Origin of the sequence: Blautia sp. TM10-2 (genome assembly GCF_003480845.1) — a bacterium.
Lineage (GTDB): Bacteria > Bacillota > Clostridia > Lachnospirales > Lachnospiraceae > Fusicatenibacter > Fusicatenibacter saccharivorans.
This window is the reverse complement of sequence record NZ_QUJZ01000016.1, coordinates 87,491-105,077: the sequence shown is the minus strand read 5'-3', so window position 1 is coordinate 105,077 and position 17,587 is coordinate 87,491. Positions and strand designations below refer to the sequence as shown.

The following is a 17,587-nucleotide window of genomic DNA, read 5'->3' as shown; positions in this document are numbered from 1 at the left end:
TTTTGGTGCAAGCGTAATTCATGAGTAATGTAGCAATATTTTGCGCTTACCATTAATCGCAAATGGAGCACTTTGAATAAAAAAACGTTAAAAATTTTTCATCCTTTGTGCATTATATTTTTAAGTTTAATAGCGTATAATATCACACTTGATGAGAAAGATTATCAGCGAAAAATATTGAAGATATCAAATTTTGATATTTTTTTTGATATAAACTAAGACCTCGCAGGGTTTAGATTAGAGGGATAACGATGCAACTGAAAAATTCGACAGATTACGCAATTAGAATTGTATGTTACTTAGCGGCACAGGAACGGATGGTATCTACATCAGAATTGTCACGGAAGCTAAATGTTTCTGCTAATTATGTTCCTAAAATAGCAAAAAAACTGAAAGATGCAAAAATAGTCAATGCCTGTGAAGGTATAAATGGTGGCTATATGCTGGCAAAACAACCGGAGAACATTTCTTTAATGGATATTATATCGTGTGTAGAGGAAACAATGGCAATTAATCGTTGTTTGGAAGAAGATCGTTTTTGTCCCAGAAATTTAGAAGATACCTGCAAGATACATAAAATATTGTTGAGTTTGCAGAATACATACAATAATAAATTAGAGAGCGTAAAGGTTTCAGACGTTATCCGTCCTGGAGAAGATGAATATTTTGGACGATTTTATGTTGTATTAAAACTGAACTTGAAAGAAAAAAGCTACGAGTGTGTATATTCACATATCCGTGAAGTGTATGAGAAAGTAAGGAAAACAAAAAGTTATGAAGAGTTCATAAATCAATATATAGAAAGATATGTGTATACTTCTGATAAAAAAATGGTTCATGACTTCTTATCAAGTGAAGGATTAGAAGAAAGACTAGTTGATGGATGTATGGAAAAAGATCTTCCGTATCGCAGAATTACTGGAAAAGATAAGAATGCATATGTTTGGATGGAAGCAAAAAAATATATAGATGCAAATGAGAATACTGCAATTATTACCTTACATAATGAGAAGATTGTCCAGAACACAGTTATAAGGATGGAACAGGAACTCGTAAAGAAAGAACAGGATATGGCAAAGCAGTATTGGGATATGGTATCACTTTTAACTACTGTATTGAATCATAATCAGTTAGTTGAATCAGGGTATCAAGACGATATCAGCTTCTATACGAAACAGGTATATCTTCAATTGCAGAAGAATTATCCGGAATATGGAATTACGGATGAAGAAATTGCTTCAGTAGCCCATTTGGCACCGATTCATGATATTGGAAAGATAAAAGTACCAATTGAAATTTTGAATAAAAATGGAAAGTTGACAGATGAAGAAATGAATGTAGTAAAACAACATCCATTAGTAGGTGCAGCGATGACCCAGAGATTCCCAGAGGGGATAACAACGGAAAAGCTGAACAAATATAGCTATGAAATATGCAGACACCACCATGAAAGATATGATGGATCAGGATATCCAGACGGTTTAAAAGGGAATGCGATTCCGATGTGCGCACAGGTCGTTGGGATTGTTGATGCTTACGATGCATTGATCAATGATCGTCCATACAAAAGAAAATATGAACCAGAAGAGGCGATACGGATGATTTCAAATGGTGAATGCGGAGCGTTTTCTAAAAAACTGATCCAGTGCTTGACGGCGGCAGCAAAGCAGCCAGAGTGGTTAAAAGTAACAAAAAGTCAAGCATGACAGAAGATTTGAGGCGATTTTATGAACAAGAAATTGAGTGTTTTAAGACGAATTACAGCAGTTGTTCTGTGTGTTACATTATTATCTTCGCAAGTCGTAGTTGCGAATGCTGAAGATTCAGAAAGAATGAATGTGCAGACCAATAGTGAAATTACAGATATATCGGAACAGGATGGTTTCAGCAGTGATACATCTGAAATATCTGATATCACGGAAAGTGATATTCCTGATTCTTTTGAAGGAGAATCAGAGCCAAATACAGATATTAGTTCTGAAGTAACAGAGGAATTTGGTAATTCTGAAGATCAAGGATTTACAGATGGAGAAGAAACAATTATCGAGGATGAAAACACCTCAGATACTTTGGAAGAAGCAAATCCAGATTATGAAGATGGAAAAATATGTATCTACAATTACCAGCAACTTCTGCAAATCGGTACAGGAACACAGATGTTTTCCGGAGACAAAGATGGAAATGTTGGTGAAGGGGATAAGGTTCTTGCAGATGGTGCAGAACTTACCTATGCATCAGACGCTTCCTATTGTTTGATGAATGATATTCCAATAGATAATGAAAATGTCTGGAACTTCCCATCAGATTTTACAGGTAGCATCACTTCATCATCAGAGCGCACGGGCAACACAGTATATGATTCAGTGACTGATACGATTTATGTGTATAACCGATACCAGCTTGAATTGATGAAAGGGGAATCTTCAGACAGCGAACCTGTAATGAGCGAGGATTATATTGCTGAAAAAGTTGGAATGGGACAGGTTTTTACACTGGAAGATGGTTCCTATCTTACTTACAGCAAAACACATAATTATGTGCTTGCTTCTTCATTTACAACAGAAACACCGGAGCTTCTTGCAAATAAGGCTGGGACAGAGGAGACAACTAAGGATATTACTAGCGCTTATCCATCTGATTATGAAGGAAGAAATTATTTCGGTCAGGTGGTAAAAAAGATCGGTGATAAAAATTATATTCTGATTGGAAATGAAACACAGCTCCGGGCAATCGGAACAGATGCGGATGTGACAGAACCAATCTGGCGAGTATATGAAACAAGAGAGAAAAATGAGGGAATACTGGGGGGATATACAGACTGGAAACCGGCAGCGGATACATCAGAATACAAAACGGAACTGTATTATCCGGGTGATGCGGATATTGTAAAGTTTAATGATACATATAATTGGTCCGGAAAGGAATTGTATGCTAATAAAAACGGTGCTCATAAGCTGAACGATACAGAATATTTGGATAATCAATCTTGGGATATAGCTGGTACAAAAGCTACACAGTGTTATGTGTATGTAAGTAGTACGATTCAGGAGTCAGCCGATATGACAGTAACTGCAACAGAAAGTACTGCCAGTGATTCCGAAGCGGCATCCGTTGAAGCAGATGAAACTGTAAATGACAGTGATTTGATTGATATGATTCCGTCAGATAGCGAGGAAGCAGCTGAGACAGGAAGTGATGATGCAGAAGCTTTTACAAGCAGTGGGGATGAAAGTGGTTTTACTGATGATATAGATTCGGAAAGTATAACAGTTGATGAGAATAAAACTTATGTACTTACTTATGATACGTCAAAACATAGCAATACCAATATTGCAGGATCTGGATATAAATACAGTAAGGATGCGAATTATATTATCTTTCGTGATATTGATCTTTCCAAAGAAGGGACTAATTCTAATGGGAAAGATGATAACTGGACTCCTATAAAGAACTTCCAGGGAAATATGGAAGGCCGCAAGGGAATGACAGAAGGTGCTAATGTCAAAATCAGTAATGTAAAGATGGTACAGGACACAGCAATTAATCAGAGTGCTTATTCAAATGGAAGTAGCTCGGACACGGAATATGGTGTTGGATTTTTCAGAAGTTTATCGACCCCATATGACAGTTCATTACAGATTTCATCAAAACAGGTTGTCGTAAAAAATCTTACCTTATCAGGAGTTTCTGTATCAACGACAACGAATTCTATTAAAAAAGATTTTAGTTTGCTTGGTGTAGTGTTGACCAGAGTTTTAAAAATCCTGGGATTATCAAGTGGGTTGGAAAAGGATCCAAAATCTTTTTCAACAGGAGCTTTTGCCGGTGTTGTAAAAGGAAACGTACAAATATCAGACTGTCATGTAGAAGGATTATCAGGAGTGTCTAATGCAAACAGCTGGACAGGTGGTTTTGTCGGGTACATTTCAGGTATTACAAAATATGAAGCCCTTTCAGGAGTGCTTAAAGGAGTAACGGACGCACTTAGTACTTTATTAAACTTGATTCCAGTATTAGGTCTTGGGGATCTGATTACAACGCTTTTGAATGGAGGCGTTCTAAGTGTTGGAAACCTGATTCCAATTGGCTATGTGAATCCGGTGTTCAGCAATTGTTCAGTATCTGGCAATGATACGATATCTGGGCAGAATTATACAGGTGGATTTGCTGGTGAAACAATAGGTGCTGTAATGACTGGATGTTCAGTTAATGGTACTGAGAGTGTTAATGGTACAGATTACTCAGGAGGATTTATTGGTCGTGCTTCCAATGCAGTTGTTGCAGGTGCACTGGATCATCTGGGAATCCAAATAGCTGATTTCCCGGTCAATACAGTAATGCTTGGATGTAGCATTAATGGCAGTGCAAATGTATCTGCGACAGGAAGCTCTGGTAAGGAAAGTGGTTATGCAGGTGGATTTATAGGAGAAATGCGTAACAGTTATGCCGTGAACTGCAGTATTTCTTCTCTTGGTACAGTGTCCGGAAAAGATTATACCGGAGGATTTGCCGGCTTAGCAACCCTTGGTGCTGTTACATCTATTGATGAAAATAAAGGTCTTCTTGATCTTGTGAAAAAACTTCTTACAGGTTTGTTGAACGGTAATATTACGGATATGGATATTTTGAACCTGGTGGGACTTCGCCCTTCTGTTATAAGCGGATGTACCATTGACGGAAGTACGATATCCTTAGATGCCAGTGGCAAATATGCCGGCGGACTTGTAGGATATGCCGGAGCTGTTCAGGTTTCTAATACTTCAGAACTTGCAGATGGTTCAAAATCAACTACAAAAGCTTTGAATCGTATGCTTGCAAAAAACAGTATTTCTTACAGTTTTAATGAGCATTCTAATAGTATTACTGCATCAGAAAGCATGTCTGTTTCAGCAACAGAGAATGCTGGAGGAATCTTAGGTTACGCTAAAATGACCAGTGTCAGTGATGTCCTTGGCGGAACAGTTACAGCAGCAGACTACATGCGTTTTGAATGTAAAGATTGTTCCGTAAACGGAGGCTCTTTGGGACTTACAGTTACTGCGTCAAATCAGGAGAATGGTCGTGCCGGAGGTGCTATCGGTTATGGAACAGGTGGAGAAGTAAGGAAAACATCCGTCACAAATCTGAATTCTGTAACGGCTGGAAAGTGTGCAGGAGGATTTGCCGGATATTTCGGAAGTGGTACTCTTGCTAATGTTGGTGGTATTAAACTTCTTGGATTACCGCTTTTGAAAATTGACAGCCTTCTTTCTGTAGGGCAGATGATTGAGACGTTTACAGTTGACAGCACTGTTTCAGGTGTTTCGTCAGGATATAGTGTGTCTACTGGCAATGAGAAAGGTTATAGTGGTGGCTTTATTGGAGAATGCATTAGTGGACGAGCAAGGGACACTAAGATCAGCAACCTGAAAACTGTTACTGCATCTGCAACATCAGGAAAAGCCGGAGGCTTTGCAGGTTTTGCTAAAGCCGGAGATGCATTAAGTGCTGGAGATTCCACTACATCAAAACTGACAGGAATTGAATTAGAGAATCTGCTTGGAGTTGTCAGTGCCCTGAGACCGGAGTTCAATAATACTTCTATTGCCTATGTTTCGAATGGTTCTGACCCTCAGGTATCCGCTGATATGGCGGGCGGCTTTGTGGGAGACGGACAGGCAGTAGATATCAACTATGGAAACAACAATTCCGGATTCAAAGCAGACACGAATAGTGAGGATGGAACAACCGAAGGTGAGGCTGGTGCGATTGCAACAACAAATATTACCGGACTCTCTTATATAAAGGGAACCAGCTATGCCGGTGGTTTTGCAGGAAGGCTGATGCCTGGTGATGTGGCACAGACAGGTTCTATTAAGTTACTGGGCCTCTTAAATGTAAATCAGCTTCTCAGTGTTATGGATGTGGCTTATCCGAGAATTTCCGACTCTTCTATTGAGGGAGACAGCTTAGTTGTAACAGCATCCGGAAAAAATGATGATGTGGCTCTTGGAGATGCCGGGGGTTATATCGGTAATGGAAAAGCAGTCATGGTTAAGAATTCTGATGTGACCAATGTAAAAGAAGTCACAGCACCATATCATGCCGGTGGCTATATCGGAATTATGCGCTCCGGAAGTGCAGCGGAGGCAGGAGATGCCACAGGAGATTTTTTGAATAGTGTCCTTGGTAAGATCCTGAGTCTGAAAGAGCTGGCAAGTGTCCTTCAGGCGGCATCCAGCAAAATTACGAATTGCAAAGTTGCTGGTACCGCAGATGGTTTGACAGTTACGGCTGACAGCGGATTTGAAAACGCAGAAGGCTATGCAGGTGGCTTCGTTGGAGAGATGCAGAGCGGTCATGTAGATAATTCAGCAAATGCTGTTGATTCCGGAAAAGGAACGGCAGTAGAAAATCTTCTGAAAGTAGAAGGCCTTCGTTATGCCGGAGGGTTCGGAGGTCTTGTAAAAGCTGGAGCAGTTGCAGAGATTGGAGCTAAATCATCAATTCTTACAAAACTGGTTGATCTGACAGGATTACTATCCCTGGTCAATGCTTTTGTTCCGGTGATCAGTAATGCCAGTGTTAATTCTGTAGAAAAAGGGTTTACTGTTACCGTTACAGGTACTCTTGAAAAAGACAGCACCAACGATGCGGATGCCGGAAGTGCCGGAGGCTTTATCGGATGCGGAACTGGTGTACAGATCAGCAATTCCGATGTAAATAAATTGCAGCATACAGGTGTCAGTGAGCCAAAGAATCTGCAGCAGGAAGATGGTAGCAGTTATTACGGAAGCGACAGTGCATATGCGGTAAATGGTTATCGTTATGCCGGCGGCTATATTGGGAAAGCTGCTATGGGAAGTACGGCGGCTATCGGAGGTGCAAGCGTTCTGGATAAGGTACTTTCTGCCTCAAATCTGTTATCAGCGTTGACCGTAGTTGCATCTATCATAGACAGCTCAGATGTTTACGGAGCAACAGGCGGATTTAATGTTCTTGCAACAGATGGAGATGGTGATACCGGAAAAGCCGGTGGATATGCAGGAGAACTTCTTGGAGTTCAGATTCAGAATAGTAATTCTTATAATTTTGCACATATCATAGGGCGTGAAAGTGCCGGTGGATATGTTGGAACCATGGAGCCGGGGAGTGCGGCAGATGTGGTAGATGGATTAAGTGCTCTTGGAGGACTGATCAAGGCAGATAATCTTTTTGGCGTTTTACAGGCATTTGTTCCTGTGATCAAAAACAGTGAAACAACCTGTGTACCTTGTGGAGGTGCTGTGAGGGCTCAGGCTGAAAGTGATGACAGCATTTACCGTGGACTTGCAGGAGGATATGCAGGTTACAACTATGGCGGTCAGATCTGGGGAAACAATACGGATAACTGGAAAGGCTCTACATATGCAGGAACCGTAAGAGAATGTGCGGCCTATCGTATCCGTTCCGTATATGGAACGGAATATGCCGGAGGTTATACAGGACTGATGCGGTGTGCGAATGTTGCAGATACAGGAAGTCTGAAGGTTTTATTTGGTCTTATCAAACTAGATAATCCGCTGACGCTTCTTCAGGCGGTGTATCCGACAGAAAAGAATACAGCTGTTTATGGACCGCTTCGTGGACTGGATACGGATACCTGGAACAAATGGGTTGGTGCTGTCGGTTCTTATGGAAGTTACGGTAATAAATTACAGGCACTTGGTGAAGTCAATGATCAAGAACAGTTAAATGAGATCATTTCTCAGTATGCATATGGATACGCAGTCACAGCAGGAAGGAGCATTCTGGCAAGTAAAGCAACACAGGGCGGTTCTGCCGGAGGCTATGTAGGCCGTATGGAAGGCGGTACCGTGACAAATGGAACTGCAACAGATCTTCAGTCAGTGGAAGCCTTCAGAAGCAGCGGTGGATTTGCGGGTGAGATGCTTACCGGTTCTGTGGCAAACACAGGTGACGTTTCACTGGCAGGTCTTAAGATTATCGGTGCAGACGGTCTGGCGGCATTAAAAACCTTTGTGCCGGTTGTAAAACAGTCCCATGTGGACGGATATCGTTCCGGAGCAAGGATCAAAGCAACCGGTATTGCAGACAAAGACCTGGCAGGATTTGCCGGAGGCTATGTGGGAAGAATGATCGGCGGTCAGATCTGGGGAGATGAAAATACCTCTTGCAGTATCACAAATTTAAGGCGTGTAGATGGAACTTCCTATGTAGGCGGTTTTGCTGGAAAAGTAGATCCAGGTAGTGTGGCAGCTATTGATACAGCTACAAAGCAGGGACTTTTGAATAAGCTTCTGGATGTTCTTATGGTAAATGCTCCGGCAGAACTGATTAAGGTTCTGAATGCTACTGTTTCTACCATCCGCTGTGCATCTGTGTCAGCCTGGGATGACTGGGGCGTGATCGTAAACGGAACCTATCAAAATGGAAGCAATACCGGGTACGCAAAAGCAGCAGGAGGATTTGCAGGAAGTCTCTGCGGAGCGGTCCTCGGCGAGAAGGATACGCCGGGAAGCGGAATCCGTGCAGACAAGATTCGTTCCGTAGTAGCCGGTGAATATGCCGGTGGATGCTTCGGTATTGCGGATGTTTCCGGTGCCGCAAACATTAGTGCAGGTAATGAGACCTCGGTATTACAGTATCTTTTAAAACTTGGAAAAACCGATGTGTTGGATGCGTTCCGAAGTTATGTATATTACGGAAATGTCACAGGAAGTCCAGATGCAGGGCTTGGCGTCAGTGCTAACACAGCGACAAAATCAGGCCAGAATAATGAAGTAACATATAGCGGAACGGCTGGAGGATTTGGCGGTTCCCTGTTAAATGGCTCTGTCAAAAACAGCAGCGTAATGGGATTAAATTATGTAACTGGACTAAACAGCGTCGGCGGTTTTGTAGGATACTCCGGAAAAAGCGGAGTTGTAAAAATGGAGAAGCTGGATGTGCTGGGAGATAATGCAGGACAGCTCCTGGGCGGTGCCCTCGGCGTTCTGGATATTTTCGGTTCCCACATTGATGACAGCAGTGTGACAGGCATACCTGGAGGTTATACTGTTCAGAGTAAAGGCGGAGATGAGCAGATTGCGGGAGGATTTATCGGCTACGCAAATCTTGCCAGAATGTCAGGCTGTAATGCAGGAGATGCTCAAAATCAGGAAAACAGCCTGAAACTGGTAGAATCCGGTGGAACAGCTGGTGGCTTCGCAGGAAGAACAAGCTTTGCCTATCTAGCGGATGTAAAACTGGATTCCACAGTGGTGGATGCGTTGCTCGTAGTTCTGAATCAGCTTGTACAGGCGTTATATCTGGATAAGATCCAGGATTCCAACCTTTTGCATATCAATCTTGGAATTGTGAAGGTTGATGCACTGTATGAGGGAAATCTTCTCCATGTGAATCTGCTGGGACTGGATATTTCTGTCGGGCTGTCTAAAAAGTCGACAGAAAATAATCAACAGACAGATCTTGCAATCATCAAGATCGGAGATTCATCCATCAAGCTTCCTTGTGATAAAGATGGAATCATAACAAAAGATAATGATGTAAAGTCTAATATCAGTATCAATCTGATCAAGGCAAACAGGACAAAGATCACGGACAGCAGTGTGTATGGAATTAGTACAGGATATGATGTCTATGCAGGCGGAGCAGGAAATGATGCGGATGGTTCTGCAAATGATGGACGAAGCGGAGGTTTTGTTGGATACAACGATGAAGGACTGCTGAAGAATAACAATATGTATTACTGCGATGTGGTCCGTGGAACATCTAAGCTGGTGGGACCATTCAGCGGAAAAAGTGATCTGGACTCTGCATATGACTTTAATACAAAAGCAGGTGTAGAAGGCGAGAATAACAATTATCGTATCTACCGAAAACCGGCGATTAGTTTTGATGAGATCAAAAAGAATTCTAAACTTCTGACAGATACGTTCAGTCAGGAAAATGGATGGAGTATCTTCTCGATAAAACATGTCGTGCAGGTAGATGAGTATAACACCTTGCAGAATGCAGTTATGGCAACAAAAGATTCTTCTGAAACAGCAGATCTGAATGCATATATATCAGATGCAAAAGCTGTTCTGATGTCAGATGCCAAAACGACAGTCAATACAGGTGACAGCACATCACCGGAACCGTCTGATACGCAGGATCCATGTGATGAGAATGTAAACCTGACGATAAACAAAGTCTGGAAAGATTTCCGAAATATGGACAATCTCAGACCAGACTCTATTACGGTCACAATTTCCAGAAGCTGGACGGATGCGGAAGGAACAAAACAAACAGAAGTTGTGCCGGGATATGAAAACTATGAAATAAAAGGTGATATTTCAAAATCTACATGGCAGAAAGTGATTGAAACTCTTCCAGCCTACATAAAAGATGATGCTGACAAAACGCATTATTATGAATATTCTGTTACGGAAACGGAAATAAACGGATATACAACTACAATAAAAAGCTCTGATGATGGATTTACCTTCACGATTATCAACCGACATTTTGCACTTCTTCCGGACACTGGCGGAAAAGGCATCATGATGTTCATCGTAGCAGGTGGTTTGTTGTTAGCGTTCCTGCTTTATACCGGACGCAGAAGGAAACGGAAACAGACGATGTAGGAAAGGGGGAGTAGAGTCATGAGAGAGATATGGCTGCGTGGGGAACTTCCACCGTAAAAGCTGAAGGAATCCCAAGCGAACCAATAAAAAATCAAAAGAAAGTGAGAAGAGGAACATGAAGAAATTAGTATCAAGATTTATGGCAGTTCTGATGGCAATGACCATGATACTGTCCATGAGCATGACTGCATTTGCAGCAGATGCAGCAGATGCTCCAAAAGGAACCCTGACAGTCAACAATACAGTGGAAGGAAAGACTCTGGATCTGTATCAGATTTTTACAGCAACAAAAAGTGGCGAGAATGTAGCATATACACTGAACAGTGCATATGAAGGATTTTTTAAGAATAATACTAGAATTCCAGGATCTGAAAGTTTAACAGGCGAAGCTTTAAGTGAAGCGGCATATAACTATGTTAAAGAACAGGTCGGAGCAAATGGAGAGGCTGCTACAGCGAAAACATTTGCTAAAGATGTGCTTGGATGGATTTTAGATTCAAAGAACCATATTACAGCAACAAAAACAGTTAATACGACAGCAACTTCTACAGTAGTTTCTGATTTAGCATATGGATACTATTTAGTTTATCCAAAAGGAGCAACAGATACCTCCACAGCACCAGGAAATCAGACTTATACATCTGCAGCATCTTTAGTTAGCATTACAGCTGATACAGCTACAATTAACATGAAGAGCAATTACCCGACAGTAGACAAGAAAATCATTCCGGCACAGAGTGGAAGCGGAATTACAGTTGGTGCTATTGTAGATGCTTCATGGGATGGCAGCCATCAGATGGAATTGGACGATGAGAATAATCCTGAAGATACCATCGCACCACACAGCGAATCAGATGAAAAGAAAGCTGGAGATTTTGGAATTGGCGATACTGTCACTTATCAGCTGACTTCTAAAGTGCCGGACATGACAGGATATAATTCTTATACTTTTAAATTTAGCGATACTTTGTCCAAAGGACTGGACTTAAAAGAAGTACTATCTGTAAAAGTTGGAAATACAACACTTACTGCTAAGAAATCAGGAACTAATACATACGCACTTGCATATGACCAGGCTAAACGTACTTTAACAGTTACCTTAAATGATTTCTATAATTCCTATAAGAATCATACAGGCGAGACAATCACAGTTGTTTACACTGCAACCTTAAACAAAGATGCTGTAATCGGTATGAATCCAAATACCAACAAGGCGGTCGTTGAATACAGTAATGACCCGACAACAGGTGGAACAGGTACATCTGAGCCAAGCATCGTAGATGTACATACTTTTGATTTTACAATTTATAAATATTATTTAAAAGACCAGAATAATAAAGAAGATAAGACTGCACTTGCAAAGGCAGAATTTGAGCTTTACAAGGGAAACACAGAAGGTACTGCAGCAGATGAACAGGCGAAGGTTAATATTGTAGACGAAGGAGAAGGTGTATACCGTCAGGCAACAGCCGATGAAGCTAAAGCAACAGGCTTTACTTCTGCAAAAATTGTATCCGATGCTGACGGAAAAGTACTTGTAAAAGGTCTTGATGCTGGAACTTATTACTTAAGAGAGACAAAAGCACCAGAAGGATACAATAAGCTTCTCAGCGATATCAAGGTTGAGATTAAAGCAAACTATGATCCAAAAACCGGAAAACTGACAAGCTATTCAGTTGATTACACATACAATGGAACTACAACAACAGGTAAAGAAATTAAAGATACAAAAACTTCTCCAGAAGTAGCTGTAGAAAACAAAACAGGTGCACAGCTTCCATCTACTGGTAGCAAGGGTGCCCTCATGGTAACACTGGCTGGTATCGTTCTTTTCGGTGTATTAACAGCAAGCAAAGCTTTTGGCAAAAAGAAAGCAAAAAACTAAGACATTCTGAAGTTTAAGAATGGATAAAAAGACAGTTCATCTTCCCGGTATTGTACCGGGAGGATGTCTGCTTTTTCTGAAATGTCCAGTGTGGACTGGATATTTCAGAAGAAACAGACGAAAAGGTGAAAGGTATTATGAAGAAAGTAGTAAAAATACTAAGAGGAATCGGATATCTGATGGCATTTTCTTTAATCCTGTATCCGGTGGTGAGCAATTATATCAATCAGATGAACAGCACAACCATTGCTACAGATTATGAACAGGAAGTTTCTCATCTGTCGGAAGATCAGGAAAATGCCATGATCAAGCAGGCACAGGAATACAATGAAAGCCTGATTGGAATTGGTTCCATAGCAGATCCATTTTCAGAAAGCAATGAAAACCAGACAGAAGATGATGAGTATAACAAACTTTTGAAAATTGATGATACTGGAATGATGGGATATATTGATATTCCAAAGCTTGATGTTGTTCTTCCGGTTTATCATGGAACATCCGAAAAAGTACTGCAGTCAGGTGTAGGACATCTGAAAAACACCTCGCTTCCGGTAGGCGGTGAGAGCTGTCATGCGGTATTATCCGGACACCGTGGACTTGCAAATGCCAAGATATTCACCGACCTGAACAAGATGGAGGTTGGAGATGTATTTTATATTAAAGTTCTTCATCATACCTTTGCCTATCAGGTGGATCAGATTCTGACAGTATTGCCATCAGATACAGATGCTTTACAAATTGAAAAAGGCAAGGATTATGTAACGCTGGTCACATGCACTCCTTATGCAGTTAATACACACAGACTGCTTGTACGTGGCACCAGAATTCCGTATGAAGAGGCACAGAAGATAGATGAGGAAGTTGGTCTTCATCATACAATTCCATTCAATTTGATTCTATTGATTGGGGGAATTGTTGCTTTGATCATCATATGGGTGAGCATTAAATCTCATAAACGCAGGAAGGAGAAAAAACATGAGCAGAATAATTAAACATAAGCGAATATATATGTGTATGGCCAGTGTGATGTGTATGCTTTTACTCCTCATTCCGTTACCTGTGTCTGCGAATGATCAGGGAAGTATATTATTAAAAGCAACTGTTGAAGATGAGACCACGGTATATAAGCTAAGTAATATTGAATTTACGATGTATCAGGTTGGAACATATAAAAATAATTCATGGGCATTAGTGAGTGAGTTTGCAAAGTCTGGAGTCATATTTGATTTTGAGGATTCTTCTGCTCAGGCAGAAGCTGCAAAAAAACTGGGAAAATATGTACAGGATAACGGCATCCAAGGAATATCAGGGAAGACCAATTCCGATGGAGAAGTTATGTACAGAGATCTGGAAAAAGGTGTGTATCTTTTTGTGCAGACACAAAAAACACAAATTGGAAATCAAGTATATCAAAGCGAACCTTTTATCATAACAGTTCCAGGTAATTATGATGGTCAGATAATTTGGAATGTAACGGCAGAGCCTAAATTTAAAAATGAATCGATACCACCAATTACCACGAATACGCCACCAGTTTCAGAAGAACCATCAGGTGATAATAGCAGTCATACTCCAAATGTAAAAACGGGAGACGATACGAATGTAATTATGTGGCTTTCCTTAATGGGAATATCCTTAATCATATTTAGTATATGCAAAAGAAAATCCCATAAATAATATGAGAAGATCGGGAAATCCCGGTCTTTTCGTTTCGTTATATAACTGTCATAATCCAAAAACAAATACCTCCGGAGGTGCACCGTATGGCGTCACCTGGGAGAAAATGGGTTTTAAACCATGGGAAGATTTGAAAGAAAATGAGTGAGTTGCCAGTGCAATCTTATTTATCTCTTGTGACAGAAATAGGTTCCCGTTTTGCTGGAAGTAAGTCTGAACTGATCTCAGGAGAATTAAGCAGTGCTGTGAAATTCTGTCTGATGATATCCAGTGTCTTCTGCTTTTTCTGTAATTCCTGCTTTTCACGGACAGTAGCAGCCTGTTCAGATTCAAGATTTTCTATCCGCTTCTGGATTTTATTAGAGCTTGGGATTTTGGTAACACCGAGATCCTGAAGCTCTTTTTTTAGTGAATCGTGGAGTTGGTATTCTGCTTGATGTTTGGTCCGGTATGCGTTTGGATTTTTAGCAGATTTGCAATCTTCAATCACTTTACGGCAGAGCCGGTAAGAATCACAATGTTTTTGAATGACTTTCTGCGTGTTCAGTTCATTGTTGATTTGTGTTATTCTCTGTTCAGCCGCTTTAACAGAAGCATCAACATCAGAAACATGCTGTTGAAAATCTTCATAATTCAGCAGATTATTTTCAGAAAGATAGTTGAAGGTGCGGGTTGCCTCTTTTAGATTATTTAGTTTTGCCCAACGTTCAAATCCTTCTCGATTGCCGGTTGTAACATAAGTGGAAATATTGATATACAGGCGAGCACCTCTGGACAGATGCTTTGGAGTTTTCACTTTGCTACGATTTTTTGCCAGACGGATGCGGATATTTTCTTCGCTATAATAACTTCCGAGAGATTTCATGTAAGTGAAGTCCTTCTGCTCCGGTGCACGGAAGGACAGGTGTTTTCCTTGGCGGACTTCATATCCGGCTAACTGCATTTTTTGTAGAAATTCCTCATAGTTGATGGAAGTCCAGATTGCCTTATCAACTGCAACACGTAGCTTGACTTTCCAACTGGTGCCATGATGATATTCCATGTTCTCTTTATAGCTTTTTCCTTTTTCTCCGGTTGGCATACTGGTGGCAAGTCCATTTTCTTGGCAGATGCGATTACTGATCCGGCAGATTTTATGGTAGCTCCGCTTATTGGAAATGATCATTAACGCCCATTGTCACTGTAACCTGTTGGATGAATCTTATATTCAGGTCGCAGTTTATGATGAAAGACTGGAGGTGACTTCTCCGGGTGGATTATATAACGGATTAACTTATGAGGAAGTCATGAATGGTCATTCGAAGATCCGGAATAAAGGCATTACCAATATATTCAGTCAGATGGGACTTGTAGAAGCATGGGGAAGCGGAATAAAAAGAATCCTTAATGCTGCAGAAGAGTATGGACTTTCGAAGCCGAGATTTTAGGAATTCGATAAGACGCGTCCATCGAATTTACGCAAGTAATTGAGATGGACAAAATAGTGGTTGTATTAAATGAAAAAATATAGTATAATACAAACATGAATACAACATATAAATTAAACAACAATGTCGTCTATTCGTGCAAATACCATGTAGTATGGTGTCCTAAATATAGACGAAAAGTATTAACCAATGGTGTAGATACCAGGTTGAAGGAACTGCTCACAGAGTATGCTGCAAATCTTTCTGTAGAGATTCTGGAAATGGAAATCATGCCGGATCATGTTCATATGCTGCTGGAAGTAGACCCTCAGTTTGGTATTCACAAAGCCGTAAAATCTTTCAAAGGCTATACTTCCAGAATTTTAAGACAGGAATTTCCATATCTTAAAACTAAGATGCCGACGCTTTGGACAAATAGCTATTTTGTATCTACCGTTGGCGGTGCCCCGCTGGAAGCAGTAAAACAGTATATCGAAAACCAGAAAACATCGCAGAGACAAAAGGATAAGATGGGCTAATGCAAAAAGGGATCAAATTCAGGATCTACCCGAACAGAGAACAGAAAAACTTCATCCACCAGACGCTGGGATGCTGCAGGTTCATCTATAACCGGGGACTTGCCATGCGTAAGGAAGGCTATGAAAAAGGGAAAAAAATCGGCTATGGCCAGACTTCTGCCATGCTGACGGAACTGAAAAAGCAGGAAGAGTTTGCTTTTCTGAAAGAAGTCGATTCCATCGCATTACAGCAGTCATTGCGGGATCTTGACCGGGGATTTGTAAACTTTTTTCAAAAAAGGGCGTCCCATCCAACTTTCAAAAGCAAACATAACCATTTTCAGTCGTACAGAACGGTAAATCAAAAAGACAACATTCGTATCGTGGGAAGATATATCAAACTTCCGAAGCTTGGATATGTGAAAGTGCGTCAGTCAATGGAAGTGGGAAACATTCGTCACGTAACCATTGAGCATACGCCATCCGGAAAATATTTTGCGGTTCTGAACGTTGAATTTGAACCGGAACCGCGACCTAATCAGGGTGGAACGATTGGGATTGATGTTGGAATCAAAACGTTCTATTCTGACAGCAACGGAAATACAGTAGCGAATCCCAAATATCTGGAACGCTCGATGCGAAAACTTGTAAGGGAACAGCGCAGACTTTCCCGAAGAGAGAAAGGATCCCATAACCGGGATAAGCAGCGAATTCGAGTTGCCAAAGTACATGAAAAAGTAACGAATCAAAGAAATGATTTCCTGCAGAAACAGTCAACGATGCTGGTGTGTGAAAACCAAACCATCTGCATCGAAGACCTGCATGTAAAGGGAATGATCCGGAACCATAAACTGGCAAAGTCGATAGCCAGTGTTTCGTGGGCAAAGTTTTTCGAAATGCTGGAATATAAAGCTGTGTGGTATGGAAATGAAATCCGCAAAGTACCAACGATGTATCCGAGCAGCCAGACCTGCAGTGCCTGTGGCTATCGGAATCCGCTGGTGAAAAATCTGCGCATTCGTATCTGGGAGTGCCCCGGCTGTCATGCAGTTCATGACCGGGATACGAATGCAGGCATCAATATCTTGAAAAAAGGACTGCAGCTGCAGTCGGCATAAAGATAAGAAAACTGTACCGCAGGGCATGCGGGAACAGTATAAATATAGCCTGTGGACACCGTGTAAGACATTGCAGTACCGTAAGGTATTTGCCAATGCAATGGTGGAAGAAACAGGAATCCCCCTGCTTTAGCTGTGGGGAGTGTCAAAAAGTTACTTTCAGAAGATCATCAATTATCAGCAGTTAAGTTAGCTGAAAAAATTGGGGTTGCCAGTCGAAATATTGAGAACAATATTAAGAAGTTAAAAGAGTATGGTATTCTTATAAGACATGGATCTCCAAAGAATGGTTACTGGGAGATTGTAGATAAAGATCTACAGGAGTGAGAAGTAAATTAGTCCAAGATAGCTCAAGATTAGTCCAAGAGAATAT

At 41.0% G+C, this 17,587-nt stretch carries 10 protein-coding genes; 9 read left to right on the top strand and 1 reads right to left on the bottom strand.

Going from position 1 to position 17,587, the window contains the following annotated elements; all coding sequences use genetic code 11:
- Nucleotides 1-251 precede the first annotated feature (251 nt).
- The 5 genes from DXD92_RS15785 to DXD92_RS15765 all read left to right on the top strand — a co-directional run bounded on the left by DXD92_RS15785 (nt 252) and on the right by DXD92_RS15765 (nt 14,172).
- Nucleotides 252-1,706 carry an Rrf2 family transcriptional regulator gene (locus tag DXD92_RS15785; protein WP_118601325.1) on the top strand — a complete coding sequence of 485 codons (1,455 nt, stop codon included), beginning with the start codon at nt 252-254 and terminating at the stop codon, nt 1,704-1,706.
- Between the two features lie 21 nt (nt 1,707-1,727).
- Nucleotides 1,728-10,610 (top strand): Cna B-type domain-containing protein, encoded by an 8,883-nt coding sequence (locus tag DXD92_RS15780; protein WP_118640994.1) that lies wholly within the window; start codon nt 1,728-1,730, stop codon nt 10,608-10,610.
- 115 nt (nt 10,611-10,725) lie between these two features.
- Complete coding sequence (locus tag DXD92_RS15775) at nt 10,726-12,495, top strand: SpaH/EbpB family LPXTG-anchored major pilin (protein ID WP_118640998.1); 1,770 nt, start codon at nt 10,726-10,728, stop codon at nt 12,493-12,495.
- A gap of 137 nt (nt 12,496-12,632) precedes the next feature.
- Nucleotides 12,633-13,487, top strand: coding sequence for a class C sortase (locus tag DXD92_RS15770; protein WP_118640992.1), 855 nt, complete (start codon nt 12,633-12,635; stop codon nt 13,485-13,487).
- Complete coding sequence (locus DXD92_RS15765; RefSeq protein ID WP_118601329.1) at nt 13,471-14,172, top strand: pilin N-terminal domain-containing protein; 702 nt, start codon at nt 13,471-13,473, stop codon at nt 14,170-14,172. The genes DXD92_RS15770 and DXD92_RS15765 overlap by 17 nt, the downstream gene beginning before the upstream one ends.
- Nucleotides 14,173-14,335: 163 nt before the next feature.
- On the opposite strand, the gene DXD92_RS15760 is transcribed toward DXD92_RS15765, so the two are convergent.
- The gene (locus DXD92_RS15760) at nt 14,336-15,337 is read right to left on the bottom strand and encodes a relaxase/mobilization nuclease domain-containing protein (protein WP_243104930.1); all 1,002 of its coding nucleotides are present in this window, start codon (nt 15,335-15,337) and stop codon (nt 14,336-14,338) included.
- Between DXD92_RS15760 and DXD92_RS15755 the strand changes: the two genes are divergently transcribed.
- The 4 genes from DXD92_RS15755 to DXD92_RS19575 all read left to right on the top strand — a co-directional run bounded on the left by DXD92_RS15755 (nt 15,330) and on the right by DXD92_RS19575 (nt 17,541).
- On the top strand, nt 15,330-15,599 hold the full coding sequence (locus tag DXD92_RS15755) for an ATP-binding protein (protein ID WP_242856692.1): 270 nt from the start codon (nt 15,330-15,332) through the stop codon (nt 15,597-15,599). The genes DXD92_RS15760 and DXD92_RS15755 overlap by 8 nt on opposite strands.
- A 95-nt stretch (nt 15,600-15,694) precedes the next feature.
- Entirely contained in the window at nt 15,695-16,117 is a 423-nt protein-coding gene (gene tnpA / locus DXD92_RS15750) for an IS200/IS605 family transposase (RefSeq protein WP_055227164.1), read from the top strand.
- The gene (tnpB, locus tag DXD92_RS15745; protein WP_055221357.1) at nt 16,117-17,214 is read left to right on the top strand and encodes an IS200/IS605 family element RNA-guided endonuclease TnpB; all 1,098 of its coding nucleotides are present in this window, start codon (nt 16,117-16,119) and stop codon (nt 17,212-17,214) included. Before tnpA ends, tnpB begins: the two co-directional genes overlap by 1 nt.
- A gap of 135 nt (nt 17,215-17,349) precedes the next feature.
- Nucleotides 17,350-17,541 (top strand): HTH domain-containing protein, encoded by a 192-nt coding sequence (locus DXD92_RS19575; RefSeq protein ID WP_238033612.1) that lies wholly within the window; start codon nt 17,350-17,352, stop codon nt 17,539-17,541.
- The last annotated feature ends 46 nt before the right edge of the window (nt 17,542-17,587 follow it).